The 16,872-nt window shown below is 35.2% G+C and carries 15 protein-coding genes, 2 tRNA genes and 1 CRISPR repeat array; of the genes, 13 read left to right on the forward strand and 4 right to left on the reverse strand.

Going from position 1 to position 16,872, the window contains the following annotated elements; genetic code table 11:
- Positions 1 to 73 precede the first annotated feature (73 nt).
- Positions 74 to 766, forward strand: coding sequence for a Crp/Fnr family transcriptional regulator (locus tag WKV44_00435; protein MEM5947004.1), 693 nt, complete (start codon positions 74 to 76; stop codon positions 764 to 766).
- An 89-nt stretch (positions 767 to 855) separates the two neighbouring features.
- Here WKV44_00435 and WKV44_00440 read toward each other — a convergent pair whose 3' ends face one another.
- Positions 856 to 1,131 (reverse strand): peptidylprolyl isomerase, encoded by a 276-nt coding sequence (locus tag WKV44_00440; protein ID MEM5947005.1) that lies wholly within the window; start codon positions 1,129 to 1,131, stop codon positions 856 to 858.
- 158 nt (positions 1,132 to 1,289) lie between these two features.
- Here WKV44_00440 and WKV44_00445 point away from each other — a divergent pair, with 158 nt between their 5' ends.
- The 12 genes from WKV44_00445 (at position 1,290) to cas2 (WKV44_00500) (ending at position 13,213) form a co-directional block, all read left to right on the forward strand.
- Complete coding sequence (locus WKV44_00445; protein ID MEM5947006.1) at positions 1,290 to 2,183, forward strand: hypothetical protein; 894 nt, start codon at positions 1,290 to 1,292, stop codon at positions 2,181 to 2,183.
- 182 nt (positions 2,184 to 2,365) lie between these two features.
- Positions 2,366 to 3,514: a putative CRISPR-associated protein gene (locus WKV44_00450; GenBank protein MEM5947007.1), complete on the forward strand. Its 1,149-nt coding sequence runs from the start codon at positions 2,366 to 2,368 to the stop codon at positions 3,512 to 3,514.
- 159 nt (positions 3,515 to 3,673) lie between these two features.
- Entirely contained in the window at positions 3,674 to 4,591 is a 918-nt protein-coding gene (gene cas6 / locus WKV44_00455; protein MEM5947008.1) for a CRISPR system precrRNA processing endoribonuclease RAMP protein Cas6, read from the forward strand.
- 2 nt (positions 4,592 to 4,593) lie between these two features.
- Complete coding sequence (gene cas10 / locus WKV44_00460; protein MEM5947009.1) at positions 4,594 to 6,936, forward strand: type III-A CRISPR-associated protein Cas10/Csm1; 2,343 nt, start codon at positions 4,594 to 4,596, stop codon at positions 6,934 to 6,936.
- A gap of 10 nt (positions 6,937 to 6,946) precedes the next feature.
- A complete protein-coding gene (csm2, locus tag WKV44_00465) occupies positions 6,947 to 7,333 on the forward strand; it encodes a type III-A CRISPR-associated protein Csm2 (protein ID MEM5947010.1) in 387 nt (128 codons plus the stop codon).
- Between the two features lie 20 nt (positions 7,334 to 7,353).
- Complete coding sequence (gene csm3 / locus WKV44_00470; protein MEM5947011.1) at positions 7,354 to 8,049, forward strand: type III-A CRISPR-associated RAMP protein Csm3; 696 nt, start codon at positions 7,354 to 7,356, stop codon at positions 8,047 to 8,049.
- Positions 8,050 to 8,067: 18 nt separating this feature from the next.
- Positions 8,068 to 8,988, forward strand: a complete 921-nt coding sequence (locus WKV44_00475; GenBank protein ID MEM5947012.1) for a hypothetical protein — start codon at positions 8,068 to 8,070, stop codon at positions 8,986 to 8,988.
- Positions 8,975 to 10,108, forward strand: coding sequence for a type III-A CRISPR-associated RAMP protein Csm5 (csm5, locus tag WKV44_00480; protein ID MEM5947013.1), 1,134 nt, complete (start codon positions 8,975 to 8,977; stop codon positions 10,106 to 10,108). The genes WKV44_00475 and csm5 overlap by 14 nt, the downstream gene beginning before the upstream one ends.
- Positions 10,109 to 10,120: 12 nt before the next feature.
- A complete protein-coding gene (gene csx2, locus WKV44_00485) occupies positions 10,121 to 11,425 on the forward strand; it encodes a TIGR02221 family CRISPR-associated protein (GenBank protein MEM5947014.1) in 1,305 nt (434 codons plus the stop codon).
- A 129-nt stretch (positions 11,426 to 11,554) separates the two neighbouring features.
- Positions 11,555 to 12,631, forward strand: coding sequence for a CRISPR-associated endonuclease Cas1 (gene cas1, locus WKV44_00490; protein MEM5947015.1), 1,077 nt, complete (start codon positions 11,555 to 11,557; stop codon positions 12,629 to 12,631).
- 4 nt (positions 12,632 to 12,635) lie between these two features.
- Positions 12,636 to 12,917 carry a CRISPR-associated endonuclease Cas2 gene (cas2, locus tag WKV44_00495; protein ID MEM5947016.1) on the forward strand — a complete coding sequence of 94 codons (282 nt, stop codon included), beginning with the start codon at positions 12,636 to 12,638 and terminating at the stop codon, positions 12,915 to 12,917.
- A complete protein-coding gene (gene cas2, locus WKV44_00500; protein ID MEM5947017.1) occupies positions 12,914 to 13,213 on the forward strand; it encodes a CRISPR-associated endonuclease Cas2 in 300 nt (99 codons plus the stop codon). Before cas2 (WKV44_00495) ends, cas2 (WKV44_00500) begins: the two co-directional genes overlap by 4 nt.
- 206 nt (positions 13,214 to 13,419) lie before the next feature.
- Positions 13,420 to 14,924: direct repeats of the CRISPR family, unit length 36 nt; unit sequence ATTCTGAATTAGAGACCTGACCAAAGGGATTACGAC.
- A 168-nt stretch (positions 14,925 to 15,092) separates the two neighbouring features.
- Here the strand turns inward: cas2 (WKV44_00500) and fumC are convergent.
- The 3 genes from fumC to WKV44_00515 all read right to left on the reverse strand — a co-directional run bounded on the left by fumC (position 15,093) and on the right by WKV44_00515 (position 16,746).
- Positions 15,093 to 16,490, reverse strand: coding sequence for a class II fumarate hydratase (gene fumC, locus WKV44_00505; GenBank protein MEM5947018.1), 1,398 nt, complete (start codon positions 16,488 to 16,490; stop codon positions 15,093 to 15,095).
- 103 nt (positions 16,491 to 16,593) lie between these two features.
- Positions 16,594 to 16,667: transfer RNA gene (locus WKV44_00510), tRNA-Arg, on the reverse strand.
- A 6-nt stretch (positions 16,668 to 16,673) separates the two neighbouring features.
- Positions 16,674 to 16,746, reverse strand: a tRNA-Pro gene (locus WKV44_00515).
- Between the last annotated feature and the right edge of the window lie 126 nt (positions 16,747 to 16,872).

The following is a 16,872-nucleotide window of genomic DNA, read 5'->3' on the forward strand; positions in this document are numbered from 1 at the left end:
GTAACAAATGTTACACTTTTTAAAGAAACTTAGTATTTTTATAAGAAAATTTTATCAGAAAAAAGGAACAAACATGCAAAAAAACACAATACAGGAACAGCTGGCAAGAACCCCGCTATTTGCCAACCTGACAGAAAAAGAACTTGCAACAATATTTACAAGAACCATACCACAAATAACAAAACTAAACCCAGGTAAGACCCTTATACATCAAGGCGCAGAATACACACAACTATGGATACTCCTTTCCGGTACAGCAGAAGGCCGCATAACAGACTACAGCGGGAAAACAGTAACAGTAGAAAACTTCTCATCACCATGCATAATCGCTCCAGCAATACTCTTTTCAAAAAACCCCATTCTCCCTGTAGAGCTCATAGCAACAGACACAGGCAGAGCAGCAATAATAAGAAAAGAAGAACTGATAAACATCTTTACCCAGCACCCTACAGTCATGGAAAACTTCCTTGCCGACGTATCGGAAAAACTCATAACCCTATCCAGCCGCCTTTCCTTTGTACTCTTCCTAAACATAAGACAAAAACTGGCACGATATCTTCTTGCAATGCCACACACAGAAAACCGCATAAAACTCCCACTAAGCATAAGTGCACTTGCAGAATACTTTGGCACAAGCAGACCCTCGCTATCCAGAGAACTCTCCATACTCACAAAAAAAGGCATAATAAAAAAAGAAGGCAAATACATAACGATACTGGACAGAAAAGCATTAAAAAAAGAATTAGACCGAACGGGCAGGGACTAGGCAAAGTACAACAGCCATCCCCTGCCCTGCCTGCGGCACATAAAAAGAAAAGCAGGCAGCATGAAAAACCACCTGCAAAACCATCAAAATCAGCGTTCCCCAGTCTTCTTTATAATATGAAACCCAAACTGAGTCTTAACAAGACGACCGATAAGCCCCCTGGAAGCCTTGGCAACAGCCTCCTCAAAAGGCTTAACCATCTGACCGGGAGAAAACCAGCCTAGATCCCCCCCCTTGGACTTAGAAGGACAATCAGAAAACTCCCTTGCAAGAGACTCAAAACTGGCACCAGACTTAAGCCTCTTAAGAAGCTCCTCACCAAGAGCCTTATCCTTGACAAGAATATGACTAGCTCTCCATTCCATAAAAACTCCTGAAAACCAACAAAGATATTAAAATCCAGTCTAAAACAAAAAAAAACCCCTGTAAATAAGCACAAGAAAGGCAAACATACCATAAAAACATTGACGAATACTGTACAACGCCCTATACTTAAGTAAAATAGTAATATTAAGGATGCAAAATGAGATATTTACATGTAAAAATAATCATATATTCAATAGTTACAGCAATACTCATATCATCATGCGACATTGCTTCCATAACAGGAGAAGACAGCACTGACAATCCACCGACCATAGAAAGCTTTTCTGACAACGGAGATGGAACAGCAAGAGTATCGGCCACAGATGATAAAAGCATCAGCACTGTATTTATCAATTCTACTGACATAACAGCCCATAACACAGGCAGCAGTACATCATACATATCCGATATACCACTTTCTGAGGGAGATAATACCCTAGTAGTAACCGATTCTGCAGGGCAAACAGCAACAGCCCACATAAATATAGACCTAAATATAGCAGTAGGATTAAGCCTTTCTGCAACACAAGCAGAACACAATCATGACAGCAATACAGAAGTTACAGCAACAATAGACCCACAAAAACTATCATACTCCTATGGCAAGTTCTTTATTGACGGAACAGAAAAAGATACTTTTACAGGAAAATCCTTTGGCATCAATGTGGACTGGGTAGGAAACAGACAAATCAGTGTAATCCTGTACGATGACAAAGACAACATTTTGGGAGCCAGCACCTTATCACAGACACTAGAAGGCACAAATACTCCGCCGGAAGCACCTGTAGCCACAGGAGGAACTTTCTCTGTTATGTGGGGATATACTGCAGAATATACGGTCATCAAGTCCGATATCAACAATGATACACTTACACTGGAGACAGATATACCGGCATCTTTTACAGATATGGGCAGCTACTGGGATGTGGTTATAGATACAACAGCATACCCTTACCCCTATTCTATTATCATCATGCACCGTGCATATGACGGACATTCATACTCTTCTCAAGTTCCTGTAAACATAGAAATCACAGACCCCAACACCTGATGATAAAAACTAATAACATATCCCTTTAAGTTTTATCCCTGGACACTATGTCAAAAAAACATTGCATAAAAAATCTGCCAGAGGCAGGCAGCCCGTAAGGGCTGCCGTTCGGTTTATAAATAAAGAAATGATTTTACCCCCAATGATATGGTATAATTATAAAAAACATAAAGGACATGGATATGAGTAAAAGAAATGTTCTTATTTGCACAGTAGGAACAAGCTTGTTTTATGGTAATTTAAGCGGACTGACAGAAAAAACTCCCAATAGGCCAGACAACTGGGAAAATATAAAATCAGCTTATGAAAATAAAAATTGGACTCTGCTTGCAAGAGAATTATTAAAACTGCAACCATATGATAGAATTTGCGGGGCAGAGATTAATACTATTTATGACCTTATAGTCAAAAAAAGAAGAAACATAGATAAACTGTATCTGCTTGTTTCTGATACAGAAGATGGAGAAAACACGGGCAGAGTATTACAGGAATATTTTAAAAAAAATTCTATCATAAGAATATCAGAAGTAGAGTTCTCTAAAGTTGAGAAATTACAAGATAAAAAACCAAAAGATTTTAAGTCTCATGGCTTAAGGAATCTTATAAGAGAAATAGCACAAATAATACAGCGAGTTGGTGGACAAGAAAATGTTATGATCGATGCTACAGGTGGTTACAAAGCTCAGATAGCTATTGCCGTACTTATTGGTATTGCACTAAACATACCTGTGAGTTATAAGCATGAGCGGTTTTCAGAAATAATAGATTTTCCTCCGATGCCTATTTCCTTTGATTATTCTTTTCTGGGAGAATACTCTCAAATTCTTTCTATTATGGAAAAAGGTAATATTCTATCTGAGGAAGAAATAGAATTTACAGAATCTGGAGAAAAGATACTTGCATTGTTAGAAGAAATGGAAGAAGGTGGTAAAACCTTCTACAGCCTCAACTATATAGGACAAATTCTACTTACAAGCTATAGACTTAATAATAAAAAAAGAATAGAGCTAAGAGATGCAAGAGAAGAAGAAAGAAAAGAACCATCTTTTAGAAAAGACCATTATCCCAAAAACTTTATAGAGTATATGAGAAAAGTCTGGAAAGAGAATAAATGGATAAAAACTGCATATACTGTATCGTATAATAAACAGAAAGCTATAAAAGGAATAGGATTTAGTGTAAAAGAAATAGATGGTAAAAAAGAACTAGTAGCAACATATTGTGATAAGAATAATTTTGGAAGCCGCTTCAAAATCATATGTACAGATGACTCTGAGGATGTACTGACATGGGCAGCTCTAGAATTAAACACTAAATATGGTAAATATTAAATATATAATACACTCATACCGGTCAGGTCATCCATATGGCCGTATTTTATTATTGGAGATTATAGATATCTTAGAGAAATTTGATATAATTATATTATACAAAAAGAATTATAATATTTTGTTTGACATATAATATTAGCATGGTTTATTATAAGAATCATGCCAACAAAATTACAATCTGTTTCATTAGAATGTACTCTTTTTTTTGAAAAACCTGTAAGAATAGACAATTATCCTGCTTTTGTTATAAGAAGTATCTTGGGATATCACTTGCGCAGAATGCATTGCGTTTCTCACGGGACAGCATGTCATGAATGTGCATTCAAAAGAACCTGTGCTTATATTTTTTTGTTTGAGAGTATAATAGATAAGAATACTTCTGTATTGCCGGGGAGAGATCGAGCCAGCCAACCATTTAGAATAATTTGCAACGCAGAACCCAATACAACTGTAGAGAAATTGAGTTTGGAAATATGGTTATATGGCAAAGCTGTAGAATATATCCCTCATATTATCTTTGCTCTAAAAGAAGCTGGAAACAACGGCCTTTTTTCTGAGCGGGTACATTATAAACTTGAGATTAAAAACAATAAGGGTAATACTATTTTAGATAACAATAGAATAAAAGAAGAATTTATAGAGAAAGATATACTTGAGTATTCATTTGATAACAGACCAGTAGAAAATTGTTTTAAAATACAATGCATTACACCAGTGCGGTTTAAGGTCAATAACAAATACACTTCCAGTTTTTCTGCTGTAGATTTCTATCTAGCATCATTTAGAAGGATAAATACACTTTTTTCTTTATATTCAGAAGATCTAGAAAAAAGGTTTATTCCAGTAAAACCATTGGAAGAAGTAACAGTAAAAGAACCTTCTCTTAGATGGAAAGAGTATAAAAGATATTCTAGAAGACAAAAGACAACAATGAGGCTTGGTGGCATCGTGGGAAGCTTTACAATCCATGGAAGAGCACCACAATCTTTCTGGCAGACGCTCACGCTTGCAGAAAAGCTGGGGGTCGGCAAAAGCACTAGTTTTGGTTTTGGTCATATTGTAATAACAAAGGAGTGATTATGGAGCAATATAACGGTTTGAGCTACAAAGAAATAATAATAGCTGCTCTGTTACATGATATTGGTAAAATAGCACAGAGAGCAGAAGATAATACATGCAACATAAAAGAGATGGAAGCTCAAATCCTTCCAAAATCTAAAGTTGGGAATTATTATACACACAGGCATGCTCTCTATACCTACGGCGCCATGGAGAAATTATGCAAAGAAATAGGTAATAATATTGATATACGCCCTGGAGTAGTTGCAAGTCTTGCAGCAAGACATCACTCTCCGACACATTGGGCAGAACATATAATAGCAGAAAGTGACAGGCTATCAAGTGGTGCAGACAGGAAAGAAAACGAAGAAGATAAAGAACAAAGTAGCAATTTCTTAAAAAAAGCCAAAGAACAGGCATTGCTAAGTGTTTTTTCTTCTGTATCAATATTCAATAATAGGAAAAAAGAAAAGGTATATTACAAATTACAACCACTTACAGGAGAAAATGCTTATCCCAGTAAAGAGAGTAAATACAATCAAGAATGCTATAAAAAAATATGGGATGGTTTATATAACAGCATCATCTCAATCAAAGAAAAAGATTTTGATGATTATTTGGCAGCACTTGATTCTACACTAGAATATTGGACATGGGCGATACCTTCCAGTACAATAGACCAACCAGATATAAGCTTATATGATCATTCTCGCACAACTGCTGCTTTTGCCTCTGTTCTATATCAATGGCACAGTAAGAATAATAATTTGGACGAAGAACAAATAAGAAATAAAGATATCAAGAAATTTGGCCTCATAACTGGAGATATATCAGGAATACAAAACTATCTTTTTGATCTTAAAGATACAGAAAAAAGCACTAAGATACTAAGAGCAAGAAGTTTTGAAATTAGGGCTGTTACAGACTCCATAGCAAAATATATTTTAGATGAGTTTAATCTAAATAGATTTTGCATAATAAGTACAGCTGGCGGGCGTTTTACACTAGTTTTACCCAATCACAATGATGCTAAAACTACATTAGAAAAAATTAAACAAGAAATAGATGTGTTTTTCATAGAAAAACATCTAGGGAAAATTGCCCTCTGTATATCAGATATACAAGAATGTTCATATAATGACTTTATGATCAACAGTTCTAATAATACTGATTTTAAAAATACATTTTCTCTTCTACAAAAAAAATCATATATAAGTAAGCAACAAAAATTACATAGAGGCCTCAAAAAAAAAGGACATATAATAGAAGACTACTACAATGAGATTAATTCTGCTGCAAATGTATGTAAAATGTGTGATGTAAAACCAATAAAAAAAGAAGAAAACCATTGTGTTGACTGTAGCACTTTAATAAAAATAGGAGGAGCATTACCAAAAGCAAAATATATAAAATTAAAAGACGGGAATATACAATTATTTAGAGACAAAATAGAATTTTATTCTGACGAAAAAAATAATTTATCTTTATCCGGCATGTTATCTGTTAATACATATAAAGAAGGCAGAGGGATTATAAGACTACCTTATACTGTACCAGTAGATGGTAAAGAAGCATTGGATTTCTCAGAGATTGCAGAAAAAGCTGAGGGCGTAAAATATCTTGCAATATTTAAAGCAGACCTTGACAACCTTGGACTTATCTTTTCAGAAGGGCTTAATAATAATCTATCAATTTCCAGATATGCATCACTTAGTAGAATGCTGGACTTCTTTTTTTCTGTAAGAGTACGGGAACTAATAGAAACAAAAGAAGAGTGGAAAAACGCAATATATTGTGTCTATTCTGGAGGAGATGACTTATGTCTGATAGGAGCATGGGATAAGGTTTTGAACTTTTGCATTGAGCTGCAAGAAGATTTTAAAAAATATGTTGGTAACAATGAAAACCTCACTATATCTGGCGGAATAGCTTTTATCCACCAAGGACTACCAATAGCAAGAATGACAAGAAAAGCAGAAGAAGAGCTGGAAAAATCAAAGGATACAGAAAATAAGAACAAAATAACAATTATAGACATAACTGCAACATGGGAAGATTTTTCCAGTTTTATCAAGCTTGGCAAAGATATGAAAAACTGGATAAAAAAAGAGCTCATAAGCGCAAGGTTTATATATAGACTGTTAATATACTCTAGAATGGCAAAAAACTTTCTAGAAGGAAACATAAACAGTAAAAACATCCTTTGGAAAAGCCATTATACATATATGATAAAAAGAAATATTAAAAAGGAGGAAGAAGAGATGATCACAGAGTTAAAAGGACTAGCCGTAGAGGAGAAAAAAACAGTACTGAGCGGTATAGCAGCAACTTATGCATTATACAGCATTAGAGAAACAAAATAGGAGGAATAACATGAAAAAATTTTACAAAGATGACAACAAAACAATAAACCCAGAGTTGATAGAAGAAGCAGAGGAGAATGCAGGAAAAATATCAGGTATTAGCTCTACACAGATGAGAAGAATATTCAATCAATTTAAACACCTAAACAGTAGGATAGAAAAAGAAGGATGGGAAAAAATAGAACCTCTAGTAAGACTACAAAAAGCCCAATTGGAATATACCATAAAAAGGGCAATAAACTATAACAAAAAACACGAAGATCAGTGGGGAAATCTAAAAAAAATATTACAGGATGGTTTTGATAGAGTTAAGACAGCAGAAGATTATAAGGTGCTAACAATGTACATAGAGGCATTATACGCATATTTTTATGCAAATACTAATCAAAAAAATTAATCGAAATAAGGAGATAAATAATGAAATTAAAAGAAATAAAAACAATCACTGGGAAAATAGTTGTAAAGACAGGGCTTCACATTGGTGCAGGAAATGAAAATATAGAAATAGGAGGAATGGACAATCCCGTTATTAGAGATCCAGCAACAAAACTCCCCTATATACCAGGTTCTTCTATCAAGGGAAAAATGAGGGCATTACTAGAACTACTCTTAATATCTAAAGAGATAGTAAAAAATAATGGAGAACATTGTAAATGTGGAAAAGCAGACTGTAAAATATGCAGAGTTTTTGGTGCTGCTGTTGATAATAAAAACAACAACTCCCTTTACCGCGGACCCACAAGACTAATAATGAGAGACGCATATATCTCAGAAAAATTTAGAAACAATTTTGAAGCCATTATTATAGAAGAAAAAAATGAAAACAAGCTCAACAGAATAACAGCAGCAGCCAATCCACGTCCCATAGAAAGAGTAGTTCCTGGGGTAGAATTTGACTTTGAGCTTTCTTACAGAGTTTTTGACACAGGAGATGGAGGAAAAACTGATGAAGAATTATTTGAAACTGTTGTTCTTGCCGGTTTAACTCTCTTGCAAAACGATTATCTAGGTGGAGGTGGCAGCAGAGGGAATGGCCGTATTGAGTTTATAGGCCTCAAGGATAACGAGAACAACAATATAACATTACCCAATTTGAATTGGGATAATAAATAATGAATCCGGGCATAAATCATGAAAACCTATAAAGCAATTATTGAGCTCAAAGGAAAGCTTGTAACACCACTAATGGGTGATACAATATTCGGCCATATTATCTGGGGAATCGCACGCCATAACGATGCTGATTTTGTAAGTGATTTTATATCCAACATAGAGGAGAACCCATTAGTAGTATCCAACGCATTCCCCAGTGGCTATTTACCCAAGCCTATATTATCAAATATCAGGGACATGGATTATCTACAGCAAAAAAAACTAAAAAAAATAAAATATATACCAGAAGAAATATTTTTTGGAAACAAAAAAATATCTTCTAGTTCTATATTAGAACACTCAGAAAAGAAAAAGCAATACAAGATGCATATTACAGGAAGATTACGAAACACCTGTCACAGACTCACAGGAGGCACCATAGAAAATCAGGGTTTATACGAAATAGAAGAAATATGGTATGAGCCATCCAACACAACAGAAAAAACACCTTTTGATATATACATATGCACAGACTTAGAACAAGATACATTAAAACAATATCTTGATTGGGCTTTTGAGTGCGGCTATGGTGCAGATTCTTCTACTGGTGCTGGGAATATTTATGTAAAAGAAATAATCCCAATAGAATTTCCAAAGGAAGGTAACAGAGCAATGGCTCTTGGGCCTTTTGTCATAGACGACAACCAATACTCCCAATTGGATTTGCTTTCCAACACTATATTAAAAAGAGGTAAACTAGGGGATTACTTTGGGCAGATAACAAACCCATTTAAAAAACCAATAATATTTTATACAGAGGGTTCATCATTTTCTTGTGATAATAATAACTGTGTATACATAGGCAAATTGATAAAAAATATTCACACAGATAATAGAATAGTACATCAGGGATGGGCACCTGTAATTAGATTTAATGAGGAAGAGTATGAAAAAATATAAGCTAAAAAAACAATATAATACAGATATCAATAAAATCCCCGATGTTACAAAAAAATATAAGTTTGAATTAATGCCCCTGACTGCTATCCATATAGGAAATGGAGAAAGTATATCGCCATTCCAATATACTGTAGCAAGAAAAAACGGACAGAGAGAAGTCCTCATCTTCTATCCAGAAAAATTAATCCATTCATTATCAAAAGAAGACCTATCAGAATATTACAAATATACAGATAAAAATGATATAAAAGAATTGAGAGCCTTTTTGAGCAAAAAAGTAACAGCTAAGTTTGAAAGCTGTAAAAAATATACTGCAAAACCTAGCAATGAATTTGTAGAAAAATATAAACAAACAAAAACAGATATAAATAATATATTGGAGATAGCAGAAATATACAAAAACAATAACAGACTAGTAGTTCCTGGGTCTTCAATAAAAGGAGCAATAAGAACGGCTGTATTAAATAATATCGCAGACAGCTGCCAAGAACATAACATCAATAATAACAGGGAAGAAGTAGAAAAGAAAATATTAGGATATCATAGCGCAAAAGATGATCCTTTCAGGCTGATTTCTATAGAAGATGTATCATATCCAATAGAAAACAACCTTATTGTTAGCCCTTTAAAACTGGTACATTATGATGCAAGTATAAACACAAGAAGAATCAATATATATGCCGAAGCATTAAAAGGGCTTCTCATAGACTCCATACCTACAATAAGCAGTGGAGAAATAATAATTCATAATGAACTAGCAAATAAAAAAGTAGAAAACAAAATGGATTTTATATTAAAAAACGAAAAATATTATAATATAGAAAAATTAGCTGAATATATAAATAATTTTTTCTATAAAGTCTTTGAAAAAGAATATAAAAAGATAAGGCAAAGCTATCACGATGATAATATAAAAAAGACATATGACCAGATAGCAGAATATATAAAAGAAACAAAAGATAAGGGAGAAATATTATTACGTCTTGGGAGATGGAGTCATATAGAAGCTATGACAATAGAGAAAGTAAGGAGAAAAAAACATAGTAAAACCAGAACTCTAATGGAGTACAATGGTCAATTATATCCAATGGGATGGTGTACAATGAAAATATATAAATAAAGAGAGGAATAAATGGCCATATGTTTTTTAACATTTTTGGGTACAGGTAATTATGAAAAAGTAAGATATCAATGTCCAGATAATTCTATAATAAAGACAGCTTATGCGCAGATAGCAATTATAAACACATACAAAGATGAGCTAAAAGATAAAAACAGCAAAGTTATTGTCTTTGTAACAAAAGAGGCCAGAAGTCGTCATTGGGATACAGAAACTGGACTAAACAGAGAGCTAGAAGAATATATTCCTGCTGATAAGATCTTTGCTGTTGATATATCTTCTGTAATAGATGAGCAATCCGTATGGCAGTTATTTGATAATATTTTCAACAGCATTCCTTATGGTTCCGATATTTTACTTGACATAACTCATGCATTTAGATCTATACCTATGTTAGGTCTTGTGATAATAAACTATGCGAGAATTGTAAAAAATATAGATATAAAAGGTATATATTATGGTGCATATGATAGAGAGCTTACAGAGCCATACAAAATCATAGAACTTACCCAAGTGGACAGATTATTGCAATGGAGCAATGCTGTTAACAGCTATGCTAATACAGGAAATGCTTACCATATTGACCTTCTGGCAAATCAAATAATGAAAAATATAAAAACTGATCTAGAAAAGATGCAAGCTGCTTCAGAAAGGAGCCTTGCTCACTCTCTAAAAAAAATATGGCCTATTTTGAGTACTTGCAGGATAAAAGAAATCATAAATGGAAGAGTTTTTATTGATATAAAGAAGAAAATAGAGGAATTACATAATCAAGACGTATCCTACATAAAACCTTTGAGTACTTTGCATTCACAAATAGAGGATACAATATTAGATTTTGCCCCTGACTCAATAGGGAATATATTGCTAGCTGTAAGATTGTGCATCAAATACGACCTAATACAACAGGCAATCACTCTACTACAAGAAGGACTAATTACCATTATCTTGTATAATATAGATATAGATTATAACGCAAGAAATAACCGTGAAGCTGTCAACAGGTTCTTTACATATCTGGCAAAACCAGATACCAACAACACTCATCCAAAAGAAGAAGAACCGTACAAAGAAACCGGCAAAGAACTGGATAAACATGAGTATATTAAAAAATTTATAAAACCTTGCAACTGGTTAAAGGACCTTAGAAACGACATAAACCACGCAGGACTAACAGAACAGAAAATAAATCCAGAAACTTTTATGACAAACATAAAGAAAATTTTTAGAGACATTCTAGAAGTACTTAGCACAGAAAAACATATAAAAAATATGCAACTTGTAGAAGTTGCAAATAAAATACTTAGAGAACAATAAAAATATGTTTCCTTTTAAAACCAAAACTCCCGAGTTCTTTGACAAATACTGGTTGAGGGATTACATATGAGTGGGGGTAGTATGTAAGTCCCTGAGAAAGCCAGTCATACCTATATTTCTGGGGGATACATGGGAACTGTTTATGTTGTTTCTGATCATGGAAAAATGGTAAAAGAAGATCAAGCTCTATGCTTCTATTCCAGAGATGGAAGTTCTAGAAAGATATTTATCCATAGAACTGATAGAATTATCATAATAGGTTCTGTTGCTATTACTTCCAATGCATTAAAACTGATAATGAGACACAAGGTAGATACTGTTTTCTTAAGCAAGAATGGACGGTTTAATGGCAAGCTAGAATTCTCAGATGGAAAAAATGTGTTCTTAAGAAAAAAGCAATATGATTTATTAGAAAATGAGAATAAAAAAATAGAGATAATAAGATCCATTATACGAGGTAAAATAAGAAATCAGATATCATTTATGCAAAGAATCAATAGAAAAAACGATAATGTAGGGATAGAAAGAAACATTAGAGAAGCACAGAAAAATCTTTCTGCAATAGAAAAAACCAGCAATATAGATGCACTGCGAGGATACGAGGGGTACGGATCTAAGTTGTTTTTTTCTTCTTTAAAAGAAAACATACTTCCAGAATGGGCTAATTTTAAGGGAAGAAGCATGCATCCTCCCAAGGATGAGGTAAACGCTGTATTGAGTTTTTTATATACTCTTTTATTATACAGAATCGATGCTGCCATAATGATAGAAGGCCTTGATCCATATGTAGGATATCTGCATACCCTAGACTATGGTAAACGAGCACTCTGCTTTGATCTTATAGAAGAATACAGAACTAGTATTTGTGATACTCTCACATGTGCTTTATTTAACCTCGGGATATTAAAAAAATCAGATTTTATAGAGAAAGATTTTTCATCATATGATGATGAGTATCCAATAGACAGTGATGCCAGAGAAGAAAAAATAATAGAAACAGAAGAAAAAATATACGGAATAATACTAACCAAAGAAGGGCTTAAGAAAGTAGCACATCAGTTTGAGGAAAAGATGCATACATTGATATTTTATCCCCCCTTAAATAAAAAGATATCATATGAAAAGATTATAATAGAACAAATAAGGCACTTCAAAAGAGTTATTATAGGAGAAGAGGCAGAATACAAACCTTTTGTGATAAAATAATATCATGCTCAGATTAATATGTTATGATATCAAAGTTGATAAACCCAAGAGACTCAGACAAATAGCTTCTATATGTGAAAGATATGGTATAAGGCTACAGAAATCTTGTTTCCAAGTTGATGCTGATGATGAAAGATTTAAGAATTTATTAAAAGAATTGAGAATAACCATAGATCCAAAAAAAGATTCTATAGTAGCCTATTCTATATGCGAAGACTGCATAAAACTTTCTAGATTATCAGGTCCAGAAAAGTTTATTAATCCTGATGAGGTTATTTTCTTATGATAGCAAAGCATAGATGGATATTAATATACGACATTAAAGACGCCAAGAGACTTAGAAAAGTTGCAAAATTATCTGAGTCTTATGGTCTTAGAGTACAAAAATCCGTTTTTGAGCTTTATGCGGATAGAAAAACAATAGAACACATAGAAAAATCAATAAAACATATTTTAGAGGATGAAGATTCACTTGCAATAATCCCCTTGTGTATAAAAGACTGGGAGAAAACGGTACGCTATGGTTTAGAAAACAAAGAATACTATGACCCTAAAGAGGATGACAAAGAAATATTTTTATAACATGGCATCGCCAACCTGCAGGATTCTAAAAAAGCTTTATTTTTGACAGAGGTTAGCGCAACTTTGTTATTATTTATAGTGTAAGGATTAATTATATGAAAAAAATTGTTTTTGACAAAAAATACAGAAAAATTGCTTTTTATACAAAGAAGTATGCGAAACATAAGAATCTACTCGTTGTATTGCAAAAAAATACAAGAGATAGTATTCTGAATTAGAGACCTGACCAAAGGGATTACGACTCGTTCCTATTCCAATACATAAAACACCCCCAAAAAAAATTCTGAATTAGAGACCTGACCAAAGGGATTACGACCTGTGTGTCCACAGGCTCTTTTGATTTCGTAATTAGATTCTGAATTAGAGACCTGACCAAAGGGATTACGACACAATTTTCGGTTTAACAACTTTTACGATTTCTATAGTATTCTGAATTAGAGACCTGACCAAAGGGATTACGACAGACTTCAATTTCGAAGTCTCGATGCTCCTCTATAAATTCTGAATTAGAGACCTGACCAAAGGGATTACGACCCTACTAACAGCTTCTTTATTGTTTTTACTCCAATAATTCTGAATTAGAGACCTGACCAAAGGGATTACGACAAAAATTTTCTGTGTCCTGATTTTTTCTGCCCAAGCTAATTCTGAATTAGAGACCTGACCAAAGGGATTACGACGCAGACAGGAAAAAGCGATCATACTCATCTTTTACAAGATTCTGAATTAGAGACCTGACCAAAGGGATTACGACCTTATCCTCCGTTCTCCATCCTTTCCAAGCTTGCACAATTCTGAATTAGAGACCTGACCAAAGGGATTACGACGATTGTCAAGACTTCGATTTCGAAGTCTCGACGATTTATTCTGAATTAGAGACCTGACCAAAGGGATTACGACCAGGTAGCTTGTACCATATAGCAACCTGCATGCAACAATTCTGAATTAGAGACCTGACCAAAGGGATTACGACAACTAAATTGGTCAACCTTTTATCACTCATAATATCCATTCTGAATTAGAGACCTGACCAAAGGGATTACGACAAGTTTTTGTTTACCATAAAACACCTCCAAAATAATTTAAATTCTGAATTAGAGACCTGACCAAAGGGATTACGACCTTATGCTGTTTCCAATATTCCAGAAACACACTACCAGATTCTGAATTAGAGACCTGACCAAAGGGATTACGACACTATTTCTTTTCTTATACGAAACTTCCCACCTTGATTCTGAATTAGAGACCTGACCAAAGGGATTACGACTTACTTTATTCTTTTTATTTCTATCCATTCCTCAAATTCTGAATTAGAGACCTGACCAAAGGGATTACGACCTTATATAACCAGATGTAATATAAAAAACTTGTATGTTAAATTCTGAATTAGAGACCTGACCAAAGGGATTACGACTTTCTTTATCCTCGTAAAAAATTCCTTTTTGAGCATCATTCTGAATTAGAGACCTGACCAAAGGGATTACGACTTACCGGTTTCGTCAACAACTGTCCCCTGTCCGCTCCAGAATTCTGAATTAGAGACCTGACCAAAGGGATTACGACAAGTAAGAATAACAAGCATTTTTTAACAAAAAATTATAAATTCTGAATTAGAGACCTGACCAAAGGGATTACGACTTATCCTCAAGGCTCAGAATTTCTTCGTCCTCAAAACATTCTGAATTAGAGACCTGACCAAAGGGATTGTTCAAAAAAACTTTTTTTTTGATTTTTTATTATTAGCTATTTATTATGAGATATTGTTGTATTGTAATTCTGTTTTTTGCTGGATGTCTAAATTGCAGTAAATATTAATTGTTCCTAATTGCTAACAGGCTGCCTGCCAGAGGCAGGCAGCCCGTAAGGGCTGCCGTTCGGTTTACTTTTTGGGTCTTGTCATGTCAACGGGGTTCACGAGTTTTTCAAAGTCTTCTTCTGCTATGAGGCCTAGCTTCTTTGCTGCTTCTTTAAGTGTAAGGCCTTCTTTATGGGCGGTTTTTGCTATGAGTGCTGCGTTTTCATAACCTATGTGCGGGGTCAGGGCTGTTACAAGCATGAGCGAGTTGGTGAGGTGGTCAGATATTTTTTTTGTGTTTGCCTGAAGTCCGATGAGGCAGTTCTCCGTAAAGCTTGTTATTGCGTCGGAAAGAAGCTGGATGGAGGTGAGTGTGTTGTGTATGATGAGGGGTTTGTATACGTTGAGTTCCAAATGGCCACTTAGGCAGGCTGTGCTTGTGGCTGCACTTAGGCCGGTTGTTTGTACGCATACCATCGTGAGGGCTTCTGCTTGTGTGGGGTTTACTTTGCCGGGCATTATGGAGCTTCCGGGTTCGTTCTCAGGAAGAAGGAGTTCTCCAAGTCCGCAACGGGGGCCAGAGCCCATGAGACGGATGTCGTTGGCTATCTTATGCAGGGCTGAGGCAAGGGAGGTGAGTGCTCCGGCAAGGGCAGAGAAGGTGTCATGGGCTGCCATTGCCTGTGCAGGGTTGTCCATAGGGGAGAGCTTCAGCTTGGTATATAAGGATAGGTGTTGCGCTGCTCTTTCTGCAAAGCCTGGAGGGGTGTTGAGGCCAGTTCCTACTGCGGTTCCACCTATTGGTATGTGTGTGAGTTCTTCTGCTGTGTTTTCTATTCTTTTTTTTGCACTTGTAAGTTGATCATGGTATGTGGCAAATTCTTGTCCAAGGGTTATGGGAACAGCGTCCTGCATGTGTGTTCTGCCTATTTTTACTATGTCTTTAAATTCTGTGGCTTTTTGTGTGAGTGTGTTTATCATTTTTTCTAGTGCGGGATACAGCTGGTCTCTAAGTGCCATAAGTGTAGAGATGTGCATTGCGACAGGGAATGTGTCATTTGAGGATTGGGAGCGGTTTACATGGTCGTTGGGGTGTACGGGTTTTTTTGTGCCTGGTTCTGAGCCTAGGCTTGTATTGGCAATGTTGGCTATTACTTCGTTGAGGTTCATGTTGGTTTGTGTTCCGCTTCCTGTCTGCCAGATTTTTAGGGGAAAGTGTTTTGCTATGTCTTCTTCTGTGATGCTATCACAGGCTTTTTTTATGGCTTCTGCTATGTCTTTTTGCAGGGTGTTGCATTCATAGTTTGCAGTTGCACAGGCTTTTTTTATTGCAAGGTATGAGCGTATAAATATTGGCGGAAAGGTTTCCTGTCCTATTCTAAAGTTTTCCAGTGAGCGTTGTGTCTGCGCTCCCCACATAGCGTTTATGGGAACTTTTACTTCTCCCATGGTGTCTGTTTCTATTCTATGGTTTTGTTTCATCGTTTTTCCTCTTTTTTTGGTTTAGAGACAGGATAATCAAGTGGGAAGCAAAAGCCAAGATGGCAGAGGATAAAAAAAGCCCCCTCATTGCGAGGGGGCTAGGTACGCCCAAGAGGACTCGAACCTCTGACCCGCTGCTTAGAAGGCAGCTGCTCTATCCAGCTGAGCTATGGGCGCATTTTGTCGGGATGAGAGGATTCGAACCTCCGGTCTCCTGCTCCCAAAGCAGGCGCCTTAGCCACTAGGCTACATCCCGTTAGTGCGCAATTATACATATACGTGGCGTTATGGTCAAGATATGATGCTTTTTTGTGTAGTTCTTTTTGTGTTTATTGTCTTCAGTTTGATGGGATATATGTTGTGTATCGCATTTTTTTATGTG

This window comes from Spirochaetia bacterium 38H-sp (assembly GCA_039023545.1).
Classification (GTDB): domain Bacteria; phylum Spirochaetota; class Spirochaetia; order Winmispirales; family Winmispiraceae; genus Rarispira; species Rarispira pelagica.